The organism is Pseudarthrobacter sp. fls2-241-R2A-168, from assembly GCF_030209335.1.
Lineage (GTDB): Bacteria > Actinomycetota > Actinomycetes > Actinomycetales > Micrococcaceae > Arthrobacter.
Genome location: NZ_JARVSG010000002.1, coordinates 42,482 through 59,118, shown reverse-complemented (window position 1 = coordinate 59,118; position 16,637 = coordinate 42,482). Strand labels below are relative to the sequence as shown.

At 65.4% G+C, this 16,637-nt stretch carries 12 protein-coding genes; 4 read left to right on the top strand and 8 right to left on the bottom strand.

Annotated features, from left to right (window positions below; genetic code table 11):
* Nucleotides 1–127: 127 nt before the first annotated feature.
* Entirely contained in the window at nucleotides 128–1,078 is a 951-nt protein-coding gene (locus tag QRN11_RS00695) for a DUF559 domain-containing protein (RefSeq protein ID WP_142057569.1), read from the top strand.
* Nucleotides 1,079–1,312: 234 nt separating this feature from the next.
* On the opposite strand, the gene QRN11_RS00690 is transcribed toward QRN11_RS00695, so the two are convergent.
* The 8 genes from QRN11_RS00690 to glmS form a co-directional block, all read right to left on the bottom strand.
* Nucleotides 1,313–2,398 carry an inositol-3-phosphate synthase gene (locus QRN11_RS00690; protein ID WP_142057568.1) on the bottom strand — a complete coding sequence of 362 codons (1,086 nt, stop codon included), beginning with the start codon at nucleotides 2,396–2,398 and terminating at the stop codon, nucleotides 1,313–1,315.
* Between the two features lie 161 nt (nucleotides 2,399–2,559).
* Nucleotides 2,560–3,600, bottom strand: coding sequence for an L-glyceraldehyde 3-phosphate reductase (mgrA, locus tag QRN11_RS00685; protein WP_142057567.1), 1,041 nt, complete (start codon nucleotides 3,598–3,600; stop codon nucleotides 2,560–2,562).
* 102 nt (nucleotides 3,601–3,702) lie between these two features.
* On the bottom strand, nucleotides 3,703–5,472 hold the full coding sequence (treZ, locus tag QRN11_RS00680; RefSeq protein WP_285249454.1) for a malto-oligosyltrehalose trehalohydrolase: 1,770 nt from the start codon (nucleotides 5,470–5,472) through the stop codon (nucleotides 3,703–3,705).
* Complete coding sequence (gene treY / locus QRN11_RS00675) at nucleotides 5,469–7,796, bottom strand: malto-oligosyltrehalose synthase (protein ID WP_285249453.1); 2,328 nt, start codon at nucleotides 7,794–7,796, stop codon at nucleotides 5,469–5,471. The genes treZ and treY overlap by 4 nt, the downstream gene beginning before the upstream one ends.
* Nucleotides 7,793–10,048, bottom strand: a complete 2,256-nt coding sequence (gene glgX, locus QRN11_RS00670) for a glycogen debranching protein GlgX (protein WP_285249452.1) — start codon at nucleotides 10,046–10,048, stop codon at nucleotides 7,793–7,795. The genes treY and glgX overlap by 4 nt, the downstream gene beginning before the upstream one ends.
* Nucleotides 10,049–10,112: 64 nt before the next feature.
* On the bottom strand, nucleotides 10,113–11,708 hold the full coding sequence (locus QRN11_RS00665) for an NAD(P)H-hydrate dehydratase (protein WP_285249451.1): 1,596 nt from the start codon (nucleotides 11,706–11,708) through the stop codon (nucleotides 10,113–10,115).
* A gap of 25 nt (nucleotides 11,709–11,733) precedes the next feature.
* Entirely contained in the window at nucleotides 11,734–12,081 is a 348-nt protein-coding gene (locus QRN11_RS00660) for a holo-ACP synthase (protein ID WP_013601780.1), read from the bottom strand.
* A 115-nt stretch (nucleotides 12,082–12,196) separates the two neighbouring features.
* Nucleotides 12,197–14,083, bottom strand: a complete 1,887-nt coding sequence (gene glmS / locus QRN11_RS00655; RefSeq protein ID WP_285249450.1) for a glutamine--fructose-6-phosphate transaminase (isomerizing) — start codon at nucleotides 14,081–14,083, stop codon at nucleotides 12,197–12,199.
* 136 nt (nucleotides 14,084–14,219) lie between these two features.
* On the opposite strand from glmS, the gene coaA reads away from it, so the two are divergent.
* The 3 genes from coaA (at nucleotide 14,220) to mscL (ending at nucleotide 16,552) form a co-directional block, all read left to right on the top strand.
* Nucleotides 14,220–15,185, top strand: a complete 966-nt coding sequence (coaA, locus tag QRN11_RS00650; RefSeq protein WP_091415145.1) for a type I pantothenate kinase — start codon at nucleotides 14,220–14,222, stop codon at nucleotides 15,183–15,185.
* Between the two features lie 5 nt (nucleotides 15,186–15,190).
* Nucleotides 15,191–16,066 carry a M15 family metallopeptidase gene (locus QRN11_RS00645; protein WP_285249449.1) on the top strand — a complete coding sequence of 292 codons (876 nt, stop codon included), beginning with the start codon at nucleotides 15,191–15,193 and terminating at the stop codon, nucleotides 16,064–16,066.
* Between the two features lie 81 nt (nucleotides 16,067–16,147).
* Nucleotides 16,148–16,552: a large conductance mechanosensitive channel protein MscL gene (gene mscL, locus QRN11_RS00640; RefSeq protein ID WP_285249448.1), complete on the top strand. Its 405-nt coding sequence runs from the start codon at nucleotides 16,148–16,150 to the stop codon at nucleotides 16,550–16,552.
* The last annotated feature ends 85 nt before the right edge of the window (nucleotides 16,553–16,637 follow it).

Here is a 16,637-nt window from a genome sequence, read left to right as displayed (position 1 = left end):
CCCAAAACACCAACGCCCCACCACCTCCCACACCCAAAACACCAACGCCCCACCATCTCCCGCGTGGGCGTCGCCCGCCTGTGGATAACTTCTGCAACGGGACGGCCTCTTGAGCCACAATGCCAGCATGCATAATCGCTCCGAGTTGCCTACCCGTTTGGTGGGTTCCCCCTTCACCTACGCCTCGGCGCTTGCGTCAGGCGTGCCCGCCTCCAGATTGCGCGGACAGGATGTCGTCCATATAAGCCGGGAGCTGTACCGGCCGTCCGGCTGGAGCTTTGAACTCGAAGCCGCCGCACAGGTCCTGTCCGAGGTGTCGCCAGGCGCCTGGATCTCCCACGTCACTGCGGCGCGACTGCACTGCCAACTACTGCCGCCCTGGCTCTCGGACTCCACGGAACTGCATTTGAGCAAGCCCAAGCACTTGCCCCAAGTGCGACGAAAGGGCGTGATCGCACATAACGTTATTGCCAGGGACGGCGAGGTTGAATCAGTGGGTGGCATCCGGATCAGTACCCGGTCGCGTACTTGGCTCGATTTAGCGCGCCGACTGTCCCTGGCCGATTTGGTATGTCTTGGAGACCAGATCATTCGAATCCCAAGGCCGCAGTTCGAGGGTAGATCGGACCCTTACGACACACTCGACGGGCTTCGCGCTCTGGTTGGCCGACACCCCAACCTGCAGGGCATCATCCGCGCCCGGGAGGCGCTTGAGCTGATGCGGGTAGGGGCTGATTCGGCTCCCGAATCAATGCTCCGGCTGGCCATGGCCGACGCCAACTTACCCGAGCCAGATCTACAGATTGCACTTCGGCCAGATGACGCCATGTCTCCTACTGCTGACCTTGGTTATCGTCACAGTCGGCTTGCGATCCAGTATGACGGCGGTCATCACCTGCTTGATGCACAGCAGTTCAGTGACCGACGGCGTGACAAGGCTTTCGAATCAGCTGGCTGGACGGTTCTGGTATTCGGTAAGGCCGACACCGCTGACGATTTCGAACTCGCTATTAAGGCGATTCGACGGCACCTGCGGACCGCATGGACAGATCATCCGTACGCAGCGGGCTTTGCCTGAACCGGGGCAACAGGACAGCGGCAGGACGCTGGCAACTTTTGGGCAATCCAGTCAGTGGGAAGGACGGGTTCCACCAAAAACCTGCTTGACCTGATGGGGCGTTCCGGGAAAATCTGCACGATCTGATGGGGCGTCCCGAAATTGGTGCGGAAGGTGATGGGGCGTGTTAAACATGGGCGCTCCCCCACCCGAAGGTGAGGGAGCGGCCTTGTACCAACTGCAGGAAATAAGGGGTTAGCGGTCGAGGTCTCCGCGGATGAAGGCTTCGACCTTTTCGCGGGCGAGGTCGTCGTTGAACTGCTCCGGCGGGGACTTCATGAAGTAGCTCGACGCGGAGAGCAGCGGGCCGCCGATGCCGCGGTCCAGGCCGATCTTGGCGGCGCGGATGGCGTCGATGATCACGCCGGCGGAGTTGGGCGAGTCCCAGACTTCCAGCTTGTACTCGAGTGAAACCGGGGCGTCACCGAAGTTGCGGCCCTCGAGGCGGACAAAGGCCCACTTGCGGTCATCAAGCCACTGGACGTAGTCGGACGGGCCGATGTGGACGTCTTTCGCAGCCAGTTCGGCTTCGACGTTGGAGGTGACGGCCTGGGTCTTGGAGATCTTCTTGGACTCGAGGCGGTCGCGCTCCAGCATGTTCTTGAAGTCCATGTTGCCGCCAACGTTCAGCTGGTACGTGCGGTCCAGAGTGACACCACGGTCTTCGAACAGCTTGGCCATGACGCGGTGCGTGATGGTGGCACCGATCTGGCTCTTGATGTCGTCGCCGACGATCGGCACGCCGGCGGCGGTGAACTTGTCAGCCCATTCCTTGGTGCCCGCGATGAAGACGGGCAGGGCGTTGACGAATGCCACGCCGGCGTCGATTGCTGCCTGGGCGTAGAACTCGGCAGCTTGCTGCGAGCCAACGGGCAGGTAGCAGACCATAACGTCAACTGCGGCGTTCTTAAGGGCCTGGACCACGTCCACGGGCTCTTCGGTGGACTGTTCGATGGTCTCGAGGTAGTACTTGCCGAGGCCGTCGAGGGTGTGGCCGCGCTGGACAGTGACACCGGTGGGCGGCACGTCGGCGATCTTGATGGTGTTGTTTTCGCTCGCCAGGATGGCGTCGGCCAGGTCAACGCCGACCTTCTTGCCGTCGACATCAAACGCGGCGACGAACTCAACGTCACCCACGTGGTACTGGCCGAACTCAACGTGCATCAGGCCCGGAATCGTGGCCTTGGGGTCGGCATCCTTGTAGTAGTGGACACCCTGGACCAGCGAAGCGGCGCAGTTTCCTACGCCGACGATTGCAACACGAATCGGATGTGAAGACACGGAACTCCTTTAGGACAAACGTCAGCCGGCCGGTTCGGCTTCGAGGGAAGTACGACGACGGCCGGCAGGCTCGGCGCCGCGCGGCGCCTTTTCATAGTACCCAACACAGCGGGACGGAGGCTTGTTCCCCCGTCCCGCCTGTTGGAATGGCAGGACGGAAATCAGACCGGCTGTTTCCAGAGGTTGATGTCCGATTCCACAGCGAACTCGTCGATGGCAGTCAACTCGTCGGCGGTGAATTCGAGGTTGTTGATGGCGGACAGGGTGTCCTCCAGCTGTGCAACACTGGAGGCGCCAACCAGTGCCGAGGTAACCGGCGAACCCTTGGGCTGGTCCCGCAGGATCCAGGCGATGGCCATCTGCGCCAGCGTCTGGCCGCGGCCCTCGGCGATGGCGTGCAGGCCTCGGATCCGTTCCAGCTTCTCGTCCGTGATGGCGTCCTCGGACAGGAACCGGGCCTTGGCCGCCCGGGAGTCAGCAGGGATGCCGTTGAGGTAGCGGTTGGTGAGCATGCCTTGAGCCAGCGGCGAAAAGGCGATGGAACCCGCCCCCACCTGGTCCAATGCCTCGTACAGGTTGGGGCTGCCGTTCTCGGTCCACCTGTTGAGCATGGAGTAACTGGGCTGGTGGATCAGCAGCGGCGTCCCCAGTTCCTTCAGGATCCGGGCTGCCTCCAGGGTCTGTTCCGGGGTGTAGGACGAGATCCCCGCGTACAGGGCCTTGCCCGAACGCACGGCGTAATCCAGGGCACCCATGGTCTCTTCGAGCGGTGTTTCGGGATCCGGCCGGTGGCTGTAGAAAATGTCCACGTAGTCCAGGCCCATGCGCTGCAGTGACTGGTCCAGGCTGGAGATCAAGTACTTGCGGGAGCCCCACTCGCCATAGGGTCCGGGCCACATGTAGTAGCCGGCCTTGGTGGAGATGACCAGCTCATCGCGGTACGGCTTGAAGTCGTCCTTGAGGTGCCGGCCGAAGTTGGTTTCGGCTGAGCCGTCCGGCGGGCCGTAGTTGTTGGCGAGGTCGAAGTGGTTAACGCCCAGGTCGAAGGCACGCCGCAGGATGGCGCGCTGTTCGTCAAAGCGCTTGTCGTCGCCGAAGTTGTGCCAGAGGCCCAGCGAGATGGCCGGGAGCTTCAGGCCGCTGCGGCCCACCCGGCGGTAGGGCATGGTCTCGTAGCGGTCTTCCGCCGCGGAATAAGTCATACGTTCCATCCTGCCAGTTGTGACCGGCGCTACAGAGGGTGGCGGGAAAAGTTACGCCGCGGGCTGACAGAGCCCACCCGCGGCGTAACTTCCCAGCAGGAATCAGGATTTCAGGATTGCTGCGCTCCACGGCGCCAGGGCGAGGGCTTCGCCGTCAAGGCCTGTTCCCTCGTCGGTAGCCAGCAGGACTGTCCCCGAAACGTCGTCCAGCCGCAGCTTGGCGTCGGAGAAGTTCAGCACCACCTCGACGCTTCCCCGGCGGAACCGCAGCCAGCCGGCGTCGTCGTCGAACGTCACGTCCGTCTCGCCGAAGCCAAGGCCGGCAAGCTCGGAATACTCGCGGCGCAGCGCCGTGAGTGACCGGTACAGCTCCAGGAGGCGCGCGTGGTCCCCGCCCGATGCTTCGTCCCAGTTGAGCTTGGACCGGCGGAAGGTCTCGGGATCCTGGGGATCGGGAACGACGGCGGGATCCCACCCCATCCGCTCGAACTCCTTGATCCGGCCTTCCGCCGTAGCCTTGCCGAGCTCAGGTTCCGGGTGCGAAGTGAAGAACTGCCAGGGCGTGCTCGCCGCGAACTCCTCACCCATAAACAGCATCGGCGTGAAAGGAGACGTCAGCGTGAGCACGGCGGCCACGGCCAGTTGCCCGTAGGACAGCGACTGCGAGAGCCGGTCCCCGGTGGCCCGGTTGCCGATCTGGTCGTGGTTCTGGTTGCACACCACCAGCGCCGCAGGGTGAGCCAGCGCCTCATTGATGGGACGGCCGTGGTGCCGGCCGCGGAAGCTGGAGTAGCTGCCGTCATGCAGGAACCCGTCCTTCAGGACCTTCGCCAGAACCGCTAGGGACTCAAAGTCAGAGTAGTACCCTGTGGTTTCGCCGCTGACATTGACGTGCACGGCGTGGTGGAAGTCGTCGCTCCACTGTCCGTCCAGGCCGTAGCCGTTGGCGTCGCGGGGGTAGATCAGGCGCGGGTTGTTCAGGTCCGACTCAGCGATCAGGGTTTTAGGCAGCCCGGTTTCAGCCGAGATGGCATCGCCCAAGGCACCGAACTCCTCCAGGATGTGCACTGCCCGCTCATCGCGCAGGGCGTGCACGGCATCCAGCCGGAGCCCGTCCACGTGGTAGTCCCGGAGCCACAGTGCGAGGTTGTCCAGGATGTACTCGCGCACCACGTCCGAGCCGGGGCCATCCAGGTTCACCGAATCACCCCAGGTGTTGGCGTCCCCCTGCTTCAGGTACGGGCCAAACTTGGGCAGATAGTTGCCGCTGGGGCCAAGGTGGTTGTACACCACGTCCTGGATGACGCCGATGCCGGCCGCATGGGCCGCGTCCACAAACCGCTGGTAGGCCGCCGGGCCGCCGTAGCCCTCGTGGACCGCGTACCACTGCACGCCGTCGTAGCCCCAGTTGTGGGTGCCGTTGAAGCCGTTGACCGGGAGCAGTTCCACGAAGTCGACGCCGAGGTCCGCCAGGTAGTCCAATTTTCCGGCGGCGGCGTCCAGCGTCCCCTCGGGAGTGAACGTGCCCACGTGGAGTTCGTAGATGACGGAGCCCTGCAGGTCCTTGCCCTTCCAACCGCCGTCCTGCCAGTTGTGCGCGGCGGGGTCGAAGGTGCGGGACAGCTCGTGGACGCCGGCTGGCAGCCGGCGCGAGCGTGGATCGGGCAGTGGGTGGCCGTCCCCGTCCAGCAGGTAACCGTAGTCCACCTCGCCCTCACCGGGTGCATCCGGCGCGGTCCACCACCCTTCGTGCCCGGGCGCCGTCTCCTTCTTCAGCATCGGATACTGCCGGCCGTCCGCCTGCAGGATCACCGAATGCGCGTCCGGCGCCCAGACGTCGAAACGTCCGGGGCCGCTGTTGACGAGGGTCATGCCTGTTCTCCATCCACCGGTGCCAGCAAAGCCACCGGGTAGGTACCCAGCACATCCGCAACCGAAACGCTGCCGGGACCGTAAGCGGCCCCCGTCAGCTCGTCACGCATGGCCGCGGAAAGTTCGACGGCGGTGTCCCGCCAGCCGCCGCCGGCCGCCAGTCCTGCAGGCAACCGGGTGGCCAGCGCCAGTGCTCCCGGAACATCTGATGCGCCGCGGTGGAACGCTAGCAAGTGCCCGGCAGCAGCACCGGACGCGTTCACCGGGGTGTAGCCCTGGAACAGTTCGGGCCTATCCCGGCGCAGCCGGAGTGCGCGGGAGGTGACCAGGAGCTTGCTGGTTTCCGTTCCCGCCTCCGGCAACGTACCGGCGTCGAGCTTTGCCAACTCCTGCTGGCGGACTGCAAAGTCCACCGGCCGCCGGTTGTCCGGGTCAGTCAGCGAACGTTCCCAGAACTCGCTGCCCTGGTACACGTCCGGGACGCCGGGCATGGTCAGCTGGACCAGTTTGGCGGAAACGGAGTTGGACGCAGCGAAGGCGTCGATCCGTGAAACGAAGTCCTCCACCACCTGCGTGACCCGAGGCTCGTCGAACACCGCATCTACAGCCGCCTTGACGCTGGACTCAAACTCCTCGTTGGGGTCCGTCCACATGGTGGAGTTGCCGGCTTCCCGGGCAGCCTTCTCGGCATAACCCTGGAGCCGTTCCCTGCTTGCCGGCCAGGCTCCGATGATGGCCTGCCACAGCAGGTTTTCGTACGGGCCGTCCGGAATCGGTGCCAGTTCGCGGAGGGTGTTCAGGGCGGCCGCCCACTCCTGGGGCAGTTCGGCGATGACGGAGATCCGGGCCCGGGCGTCCTCGCTGCGCTTGGTATCGTGCGTGGACAACGTGGTCATGGAGAGCGGAAGCTGTTCCTGCCGGCGCAGCATCCGCTGGTGGAACTCCTCGGTGGACACGGAGAATTCGGTAGGTTCGGCGCCCACCTCCGTCAACGTGCCAAGGCGGGTGTAGCGATAGAAGGCGGTGTCCTCCACGCCCTTGGCCATGACCATCCCGGAGGTCTGCTGGAACCGGACCGCGATGGGGTTGGCCGGGTCCAGGAGCAGCGGCAGCAGTGTTCCCACCGCAACCTCCAACTCCGGCCGGTAGGCCGCGGCGGACTCGCAGGCCTCCTTGAGGATCTCCGCCCCCGTGGGCAGATAGGTCCGGTACACCGGGAAGGCCGCGATGATTTCCGCCAGGGCGTCAGCCGCCTGATCCACCGAAAGCCCGTGGGACTCGGGAACCAGGCGGGCCAGGCGCAGCACCTCGGACCGGAGGATGCCGTCAGCGATCATCCGCTTGGTGCCCCGGATCATCTCTGCGTAGTCCGCGGGTGCGGCAGACTCCCGGAGCTTGGCGTCAAGCTCGTTGAGGGGCTGCTCGCCCGCGGGGTCAACAAATACCCGGTCCACGTCAGCCAGGGCGTCGTACCCGGTGGTTCCTTCGGTGGCGAAGTCCTGCGGCAGGGTTTCGCCCGGCTCGAGGATTTTCTCCACCAGAATGTAGGCGCCTCCGCTGAGGTCCTTCAGCCAGCGCAGGTAGCCGGCGGGGTCGGCCAGGCCGTCCGGGTGGTCCACCCGCAGCCCGTCCACCAGCCCCTCCTTGAACCAGCGGCCCACTTCGGCATGGGCTTCCTGGAACACGCGCGGGGTTTCCACCCGGATACCGGCCAGCGTGGTGACGGCGAAGAAACGCCGGTAGTTCAGCTCGGCATCCGCCCGGCGCCAGCCGATCAGCTCATAGTGCTGGCGGCTGTGCACCTGCTGCGGCGAATCGCCGTCGGAATATGTGCCGTCGGCGATCGGGAAGCGGTGGTCGTAGTAGTGGAGCTCGCCGTCCTTGATCTCCAGCTTGTCCAGGTCCTCGTCCGAACCCAGCATGGGCAGCCGGAGCTTCCCGCCGGCCAGCTCCCAATCGACGTCGAATGCCTCGGCGTACGGCGAACCCTGCCCTTCCTTGAGCAGGGACCACCACCAAGGGTTCTGCGCCGGAGTCGCGACGCCCACGTGGTTGGGCACGATGTCCACCAGGACACCCATGCCGTGCTCGCGCGCAGCCTTGGACAGGGCCAGCAGCCCTTCCGGGCCGCCGCGTTCCGGATCCACAGCGGAGGGGTCGGTCACGTCATAGCCGTGGTCCGAGCCCTGCTCCGCGGTGAGGATCGGCGAAAGGTACACCCAGTCCACGCCAAGCGATTTCAGGTACGGAACCTGCTCCGCAGCATCGAACAGGGTGAAGCTGCGGCGGATCTGCAGCCGGTAGGTGGAGGCGGGGACCCTCATTTCTTCGTAGCCTTTCGCGAGCCCACCTTCGTGGTTTTCCCCGGCTCTGCCACCATGGGGGTGCTGAGGGATTCAGTCTCGCTGGTGGACGTCTGGGTCAGGGCAGCCAGGGATGCCGCCACCGAGTGGTCCGGCTCAACTTCCTCGATGGTGTGGGCGCGCAGGACCACCAGGGACTTGGCCTCCACAGGCAGTGGCTGTCCGGCGTTGACAGGTTCGGTGTCAGCGTTTTGCCCGGCGGTGTCGATGATGATGTCCCAGGCCGGCGCGTACTCGTCCGAGGGCAGCGTGAACTTGACGGTGTCATCGTGCGCGTTGAAGTACAGCAGGAAGTTGACGTCGGTAATCCGCCGCCCGCGCGCGTCCTTGCCCTGGATGCCGTCTCCGTTCAGGAAGACGCCCACCGAACGGCCGAAACCGGCTTCCCAAGCCTCGGGCTTCATGGTTTCGCCGTCGGGATCGAGCCATACGATGTCCGGCAGCCGCTCGCCCTCGCCCCGCAGGACGGGCCGGCCGTCGAAGAAGCGGCTGCGGCGGAAGGTGGGGTGCTTGGCGCGGAGGGCGTTGACGGCGGCGGTGAACTCGACCAGCGGCTGGTCAATGGATTCCCAGTTGATCCAGGTCAGCTCGGAGTCCTGGCAGTAGCCGTTGTTGTTGCCCTGCTGGGTACGTCCCAGCTCGTCGCCATGCAGGAGCATGGGCACGCCCTGGGACAGCAGCAGCGAGGCGATGAAGTTCCGCTGCTGGCGGGCCCGCAAGGACAGGACCTCGGGATCGTCCGTGGGGCCTTCCACACCGCAGTTCCAAGAACGGTTGTGGGATTCGCCGTCGTTGTTGCCCTCGCCATTGGCGTCGTTGTGCTTCTCGTTGTAGGACACCAGGTCTGAAAGGGTGAAGCCGTCGTGCGCGGTGACGAAGTTGATGGACGCCACGGGGCGGCGGCCGGAGTGCTCGTACAGGTCCGCCGAGCCGGTGATGCGGGAGGCAAACTCGCCCAGGGTGGCAGGCTCGCCACGCCAGAAGTCGCGGACGGTGTCGCGGTACTTGCCGTTCCACTCTGTCCACTGCGGCGGGAAGTTGCCCACCTGGTAACCGCCGGGACCAACGTCCCAGGGCTCGGCGATGAGCTTGACCTGGGAGACCACCGGGTCCTGCTGGATGAGTTCGAAGAAGGTGGAGAGCTTGTCCACATCGTAGAACTCGCGGGCCAGGGTGGAGGCGAGGTCGAAGCGGAAACCGTCCACGTGCATTTCGGAAACCCAGTAGCGCAGCGAGTCCATCAGCAGCTGCAGGGAGTGCGGCTGGCGGACGTTCAGGGAGTTGCCGGTGCCGGTGTAGTCCATGTAGTGCTTTTCGTCGCCCTCCATCAACCGGTAGTAGGCGGCGTTGTCGATGCCCTTGAAGGACAGCGTGGGGCCCAGGTGGTTGCCTTCGGCAGTGTGGTTGTACACCACGTCCAGGATGACCTCGATACCAGCTTTGTGCAGCGAACGGACCATCGCCTTGAAGTCCTGGACCTGCTGGCCGGTATCGCCGGTGGAGCTGTAGGTGTTCTGCGGGGCGAAGAACCCGATGGTGTTGTAGCCCCAGTAGTTGTTCAGGCCCTTGTCCTGCAGGGTGCCGTCATTGACGAACTGGTGCACCGGCATGAGCTCGATGGCGGTGACGCCGAGCTTCTGGAGGTGTGAGATGACGGCGGGGTGGGCCACGCCGGCGTACGTGCCGCGCTGCTCTTCGGGGATTTCCGGGTGCAGCTGGGTGAGCCCCTTGACGTGGGCTTCGTAGATGACCGACTGGTGGTAGGGAATCCGGAGGTTCTGGTCACCATCCCAGTCGAAGAACGGGTTGATCACCACGCCCATCATCATGTGGCTGGCGGAGTCCTCGTTGTTGATGGAATCCGGCTCGCCCAGGTTGTAGGTGAACAGCGACGGATCCCAGTCCACCTGGCCGTGGACGGCCTTGGCGTACGGGTCCAACAGGAGCTTGTTGGGGTTGAAACGGTTGCCGGACGCGGGGTCGTAGGGGCCGTGGACGCGGTAGCCGTACTTCTGGCCCGGCTGGATCTGTGGGATGTAGCAGTGCCAGACGTACCCGTCCACCTCGTCCAGGGGAATGCGGGTTTCCTTGCCGTCGTCGTCGAAGAGGCAGAGCTCGACTTTTTCTGCTCGTTCGCTGAACAGGGCAAAGTTGGTGCCGGTTCCGTTGTACGTGGCGCCAAGGGGATAAGCCGATCCAGGCCAGACTTCCATAATGCTCCTCTTTGTGATTCCACAGCAAAAACCAAGGGCCCCTACTGCAGGTGCGAACTAATGCCTACCGTAACGGCAAGGTGTGACTATTACGTTTCCGGACCCCAGAGTTACTAAGCGTGCTTACTTTACCCCATACGCCAGGCAAGGCCGCCGCGATTCCGCCAGCAGCGATCGGGCCGCCGCTGACAGCGTCCGACGCCGCCCTCCCGGCTTTGCCGTGCAGCGCCGCTCCCAGCGCCGCCACCGCAGCCCAGCGCACGTCAGGTTCCACGCCCACCTCACTGTAGCGTCCGACGTCGGGACCCGACTGGGCGAGCAGTGCACCGATAACACCGGCCAGGACGTCGCCGCTGCCTGCAGTCGCGAGCCAGGGAGTCCCGTCGGCCTGGCTGAACACGTCCCCGCCGGGCGCGGCCACCAGCGTGGTGGCCCCCTTAAGCAGGACCGTGGCACCGGTCAGGGCGGCTGCCCGGCGCGCGGCGGCAAGGGTTCCGGCTTCCACGGCCGCACGGTCCTCGTCGCCGCCCAGCCTCTTCAGCAGTGCGGCGAGCTCCCCGGCGTGCGGGGTCAGGACCACATGCGGCGCCAGGACTTCGGGAAGGACGGGCAGCGCGCCGGCGTCCGCCACCACAGGCAGGCCCGACGCGATGGCGTCCCTGGCGCGCTGCAGCTGGTCATGGTCATTCGGCCCCATACCGGAGCCCACCAGCCAGGCCTGGACCCGGTTGTCCGCCACAGCGCCGGTACTGCAGACCACCTCGGGGCAGGATTGGCGCACCAGATCCGCCACCTCGGCCGGCCCAAGGTACCGGACCATCCCCACTCCAGCGGCCAGGGCACCCCGGCAGGCAAGGACGGCTGCGCCGGGATAGTCTGCCGAGCCGGCCACCACTCCCAGCACTCCACGTGAATACTTATGGGCCCGACGCGCGGGACTCGGCAGGAGGCAGGCGATGTCAGCCTCCTCGAGCCTGCGCAACTCCGGCCTGCCGAGGTGCTCTTCGATGCCAATGGGCACCACTTCCACCCTGCCGGCATGGTCAGCGCCGGGGTCGGCCAGCAGTCCTGCTTTGGCTGCTCCGAAGGTCACTGTGAGGTCTGCGGAGATAACCGGTTCGGAGACCCCGCCGGTATCCGCGTCCACGCCGCTGGGCAGGTCACACGCGACCACAAAGCCCGAGGTGCCGGTTTGGGAGCGTGCCTCGTTGATGGCGTTGATCAGGCTGGCGGCACTCCCCCGCAGCCCGCCTTTGGCACCTGTTCCCAGCACCGCATCAATGACGACGTCGGCGCGCGCCGTTTCTGCGGCCAGCTCGCCGAGTGCCACATCAGTAAGGTGACGGGCCCGCCCGCCTGCGCGTTCAAAAGCAGCCAATGCCTGGGGGTGGGCGGAATCTGCGGTAACTACCGCCGTCGTACGCATGCCGCGGGCTGCGAGGAACGCTGCGGCATAAAGCCCGTCGCCGCCGTTGTTTCCTTTACCGGCGAGGACCACAACGCGCGCACCGTACGTCCGGAGGCTGCGGACTTTGAGCTCCCGGATGATGGCGTGCGCCAACCCGTTCGCGGCGCGCTGCATCAGGACATCAGCGAGCCCGGCAGCGAGGAGTGGCTCCTCGGCCTGCCGGACCTGTTTTCCTGTGTAGGCGCTGATCACGGTGTCAGTGGCGCGGGCCGCCGGTTCAGCCTTCGGCCAGGACCGTGGCGGTGGCGATGCCGCCGTCGTGGCTGATGGAAAGGTGCCAGCGCTTGACGCCCTTGGCCTCGGCGACGGCCAGCACGGTGCCCTTGACCTGGACGGTGGGGCCGTTGTGGTCCAGGCCGATCCAGCAGTCCTGCCAGTTCATGCCGGCGGGCGCACCGAGGACTTTGGCTACTGCTTCCTTGGCGGCGAACCGTGCGGCCAGGGACCTGGTGTTCAGCTCGCGCTCGGCGGGAACGAACAAACGGTCCCGGAGGCCGGGGGTGCGCTCAAGCTGGCGGCCGAACCGCTCGATGTCTACAACGTCTACGCCAATGCCAACAATCATGCGGCTTATTCTACGGTGACGCATGTTACTGGCCGGACCACGGCGCTGCGGCAGGAGGGGTTAAAAGCGGAAACCCCGGGTTGGTGAACCCGGGGTTTCGCTGTCCGCGGACGAACTACTCCACCGTGACGCTCTTGGCGAGGTTGCGGGGCTGGTCCACGTCGTAGCCCTTGGCTGCGGCAAGTTCCGCGGCGAAGATCTGCAGCGGGACGGTGGTCAGCAGGGGCATCAGGAGGGTGGGCGTTTCGGGGACGTAGAAAACGTGCTCGGCGTAGGCCTTCACGGCTTCGTCGCCTTCCTCGGCGATTACCAGGGTGCGGGCGCCGCGGGCGCGGACTTCCTGGATATTGCTGATCACCTTGGCGTGCAGCGATTCGCGGCCGCGGGGGGACGGGACCACCACGAACACCGGCTGGCCTTCGTCGATCAGGGCGATGGGGCCGTGCTTGAGCTCGCCCGCGGCGAAGCCTTCGGCGTGGATGTAAGCGATTTCCTTGAGCTTCAGCGCGCCTTCGAGGGCCACCGGATAGCCCACGTGGCGGCCCAGGAACAGCACAGACTTCTCGTTGGCCATGCTCCGGGCGAGCTCGCGCAGCGGGCCTGCGTTGTCCAGGATGGTCTGGATCTTGGCCGGGATCTTGTTCAGGTCCGCGAGGACGTCCTTGATCTGGCCGGAGAAGATGTTCCCGCGCAGCTGTGCCAGGTACAGGCCCAGCAGGTATGCGGCGGTGATCTGGGCCAGGAAGGCCTTGGTGGAGGCCACAGCGATTTCCGGGCCGGCGTGGGTGTAGAGCACGGCGTCGGACTCACGCGGGATGGTGGAGCCGTTGGTGTTGCAGATGGAGATGGTCTTGGCGCCCTGTTCGCGGGCGTAGCGGACGGCCATCAGGGTGTCCATGGTCTCGCCCGACTGGCTGATGGACACCACCAGGGTGTTCTCATCCAGGATGGGGTCGCGGTAGCGGAACTCGTGCGCGAGCTCCACCTCGGTGGGGATGCGGCACCAGTTCTCGATGGCGTACTTGGCCACGGTGCCGGCGTAGGCGGCCGTGCCGCAGGCCAGCACGATGATCTTGTTGACCTGCTTCAGCCGTTCAACATCGATCCGCAGCTCATCCAGCGTCAGTTTGCCGTTGATGTCCGAGCGGCCCAGCAGGGTCTGCGCCACGGCGTCGGGCTGGTCATGGATTTCCTTCTCCATGAAGGAGCTGAATCCGCCCTTTTCCGCGGAGGCCGGGTCCCAGTCCACGTGGTATTCCTTGCCCTCGGCCGGCTTGCCAAAGAAGTCGGTGATCTGCACGGTGTCCGCGGTGATGGTGACGATCTGGTCCTGGCCCAGCTCCACTGCGCGGCGGGTGTAGTCGATGAACCCGGACACGTCCGAGCCGAGGAAGTTCTCGCCCTCGCCCAGGCCCACCACCAGGGGTGAGTTGCGGCGGGCGGCCACTACGACGTCTGGCTGGTCGGCGTGGACGGCGAGCAGGGTGAAGGCGCCTTCCAGGCGCTGGCAGGCCAGCTCCATGGCCCGGGTCAGGCCGCCGTCGGAAGCGTCGCCGCCGAGCTTGTTCCGGAAGATGTCGCCCAGCAGGGCCGCGGCCACCTCGGTGTCCGTCTCGGAAAGGAAGGTAACGCCTTTGTCCAGCAGCTCAAGCTTGAGCTCGGCAAAGTTCTCGATGATGCCGTTGTGGATCACGGCGAGCTTGCCGTCATCTGCCAGGTGCGGGTGCGCATTGCGGTCGGTGGGACCGCCGTGCGTGGCCCAGCGGGTGTGGCCGATCCCGGTGGCCGTCTCCGGCAGCGGACGGGCTTCCAGCTCGGCAATCAGGTTGCTCAGCTTGCCCGACTTTTTCCGGGACTCAATCAAACCCTGGGACACAACAGCGACCCCTGCGGAGTCGTAGCCCCGGTACTCCAGGCGGCGCAGCCCTTCAAGGACCACATCCAGCGCACTGTGACTTCCGCCGTTACCAGAACGGCCCACGTATCCTACGATTCCACACATAGGCTCAAGACTATCGGCAGGGGTGCCCGGGACTTAAACCGGGACGCGGCGCACCGGCCGCTTCTGTTGCGCGGGAGACTGTGCTCCAGCGCACACGCATTTCGCTCTCAGCCGGGCTGGGGGCAGAATCTCTAAAGTGACTGTGCAACGCAACGAAGCGAACGGAGAGGGTGTCTCCCCGTTCGTCGAGCTGGACCGGCAGACTTGGTCCCGGCTCGCAGACGAGATGGAACAGCCTCTTAACGAGGAGGATATCTTCCGTCTCCGCGGCCTTGGCGACCCCTTGGACCTGAAGGAAGTCCGGGAGGTTTACCTGCCGCTCTCAAGGCTCCTGCACCTGTATGTTGAGGCCGCCGGCCAACTGCACGCCGCCACCACCACCTTCCTGGGCGAGCAGACCCAGCGCACGCCCTTTGTGATCGGCGTGGCGGGCTCGGTGGCCGTTGGAAAGTCCACCATTGCCCGCGTGCTGCGCGAGATGCTGCGGCGCTGGCCAGGCACCCCGAACGTGGAACTGATCACCACGGACGGTTTCCTGTACCCGCTGGCAGAGCTGAAACGCCGGCAGCTGCTCGAGCGCAAGGGCTTTCCGGAGTCCTACGACCGCCGGGCGCTGCTGCGTTTTGTGAGCGAAATCAAGAGCGGCGCCGAGGAAGTCCGGGCGCCCTGGTACTCGCACGTCACGTACGACATTGTTCCGGGCAAGGAAGTGGTGGTCCGCCGCCCGGACGTGCTGATCGTGGAGGGGCTCAACGTCCTGGCCCCGGCCCGGCCGCGGCATGACGGCAAGCAGGGGCTGGCGCTGAGCGATTTCTTCGACTTCTCCATTTATGTGGACGCCAAGACCTCCTACATTGAAGAGTGGTACGTGGACAGGTTCCGCAAGCTCCGCACCACGGCCTTCGCCCAGCCGGAGTCCTACTTCCACCGGTATGCGAGCCTGTCCGATGACGAGGCCGAGAGCACCGCGCGGGACATCTGGAAGCGCATCAATGAGCCCAACCTGGAGGAGAACGTCCTCCCCACGCGTGGCCGGGCCCAGCTGGTGCTCACCAAGGATGCGGACCACTCGATCCGCCGCATGCTGCTCCGGAAGGTCTAGCACAGGTGTGCTACGAGTGCGCTCCTGCTGCCGGATCTGCAGGGACGGCGACCAGCCGGCGAAGCTTCGCCCGCTTCCTCGCGGCGGGAGCAGGGCTCACTGTCCTGGCTGCCTGCGCGCCGGCGGCACCTGAGGCGGCGGCGCCGTCGTCGGCCTCCCCCACTGCGTCACCGTCGCCTTCCGTCTCTTCGGCAATGACGACGGCGGGGGGCGCGACGGCGGCTCCCCCACCTTCGGAGCCGTCCCCCACGCCGTCGCCCTCCTCTGCGTTGCCGCGCCAGCACTCGCTCACCGACCCCACAAGTCCGTGGCTGGTGGTCAACAAGCACCGGCCGCTGGTTCCCGCCGACTATGTGCCGGCTGACCTGGTGCAGCCCGCCGTCGCGACCACAGCGTCCGGTGAGGCGGCACTGCTGAACAGCACGACGGCGGCGGCCGCCGAGGCGATGTTCGCGGCGGCCGCGCAGGACGGCGTCGCGATGGTCCTGGCGAGCGGCTACCGTTCCTATTCGACGCAGGTGGCGACTTACAACGGGTACGTAACCTCGCGCGGCCAGGCCGACGCTGACACGGCCAGCGCCCGGCCCGGCTATTCGGAACACCAGACCGGCTGGGCGTTCGATATCGGTGACGGCGGGGGCGCGTGCAGCTTCCAGCCGTGCTTTGCGGACCAGCCCGCAGCTGTGTGGGCCAAAGCGAACGGGCACCGGTTCGGGTTTGTGGTGCGGTATCCGTGGATGTTCCACCCGATCACTGGGTACTACTACGAGCCGTGGCACCTGCGGTATGTCGGTGTCGAGGCGGCTACGGATATGGTGAACCGCGGCATCAACACGCTGGAGGAGTACTTCGGCGTGGACGCTGCGCCCGGGTATCCGTGAACCCTGCTTTGGTCGCAACTCGGCGCAAGAATTTACTGGCCGGTCATGCGGCGCTAACGCAGGTGGGCTAGCTTGGTTCCTATGCTGACTGGATTCAAGAATTTCATTATGAAGGGCAACGTTGTTGACCTTGCCGTGGCCGTCGTGATCGGCACCGCTTTTGGCGCGGTGGTCACTGCGCTGGTGAACAAGGTGCTGATGCCCTTCGTCGCGGCCGTTGTGGGCTCCCCCAACTTTGACAGCTTCGCCAAGGTTGAGCTCAATGGCAACGCCATCGAGTTCGGCGTGCTGCTGACGGCGATCGTCAATTTCCTGCTGATCTCCGCGGCCATCTATTTTGTGGTGGTGCTGCCGATGAACATGATGATCGAGCGCCGGAACCGCCGTCTGGGGATCAACAAAGACGTGAAAGAGGATGCGGCCGAGGATCCGCAGGTTGCACTGCTAACGGAAATCCGCGATGCGCTGAAGGAGCGCACGCCGTAAGTTTTTCTGATCACAGTGGCCCGTCTCCTGATGGAGGCGGGCCACTGTGGTCTTCCGAGACCAGCTTCATTGACATACCGGCCAC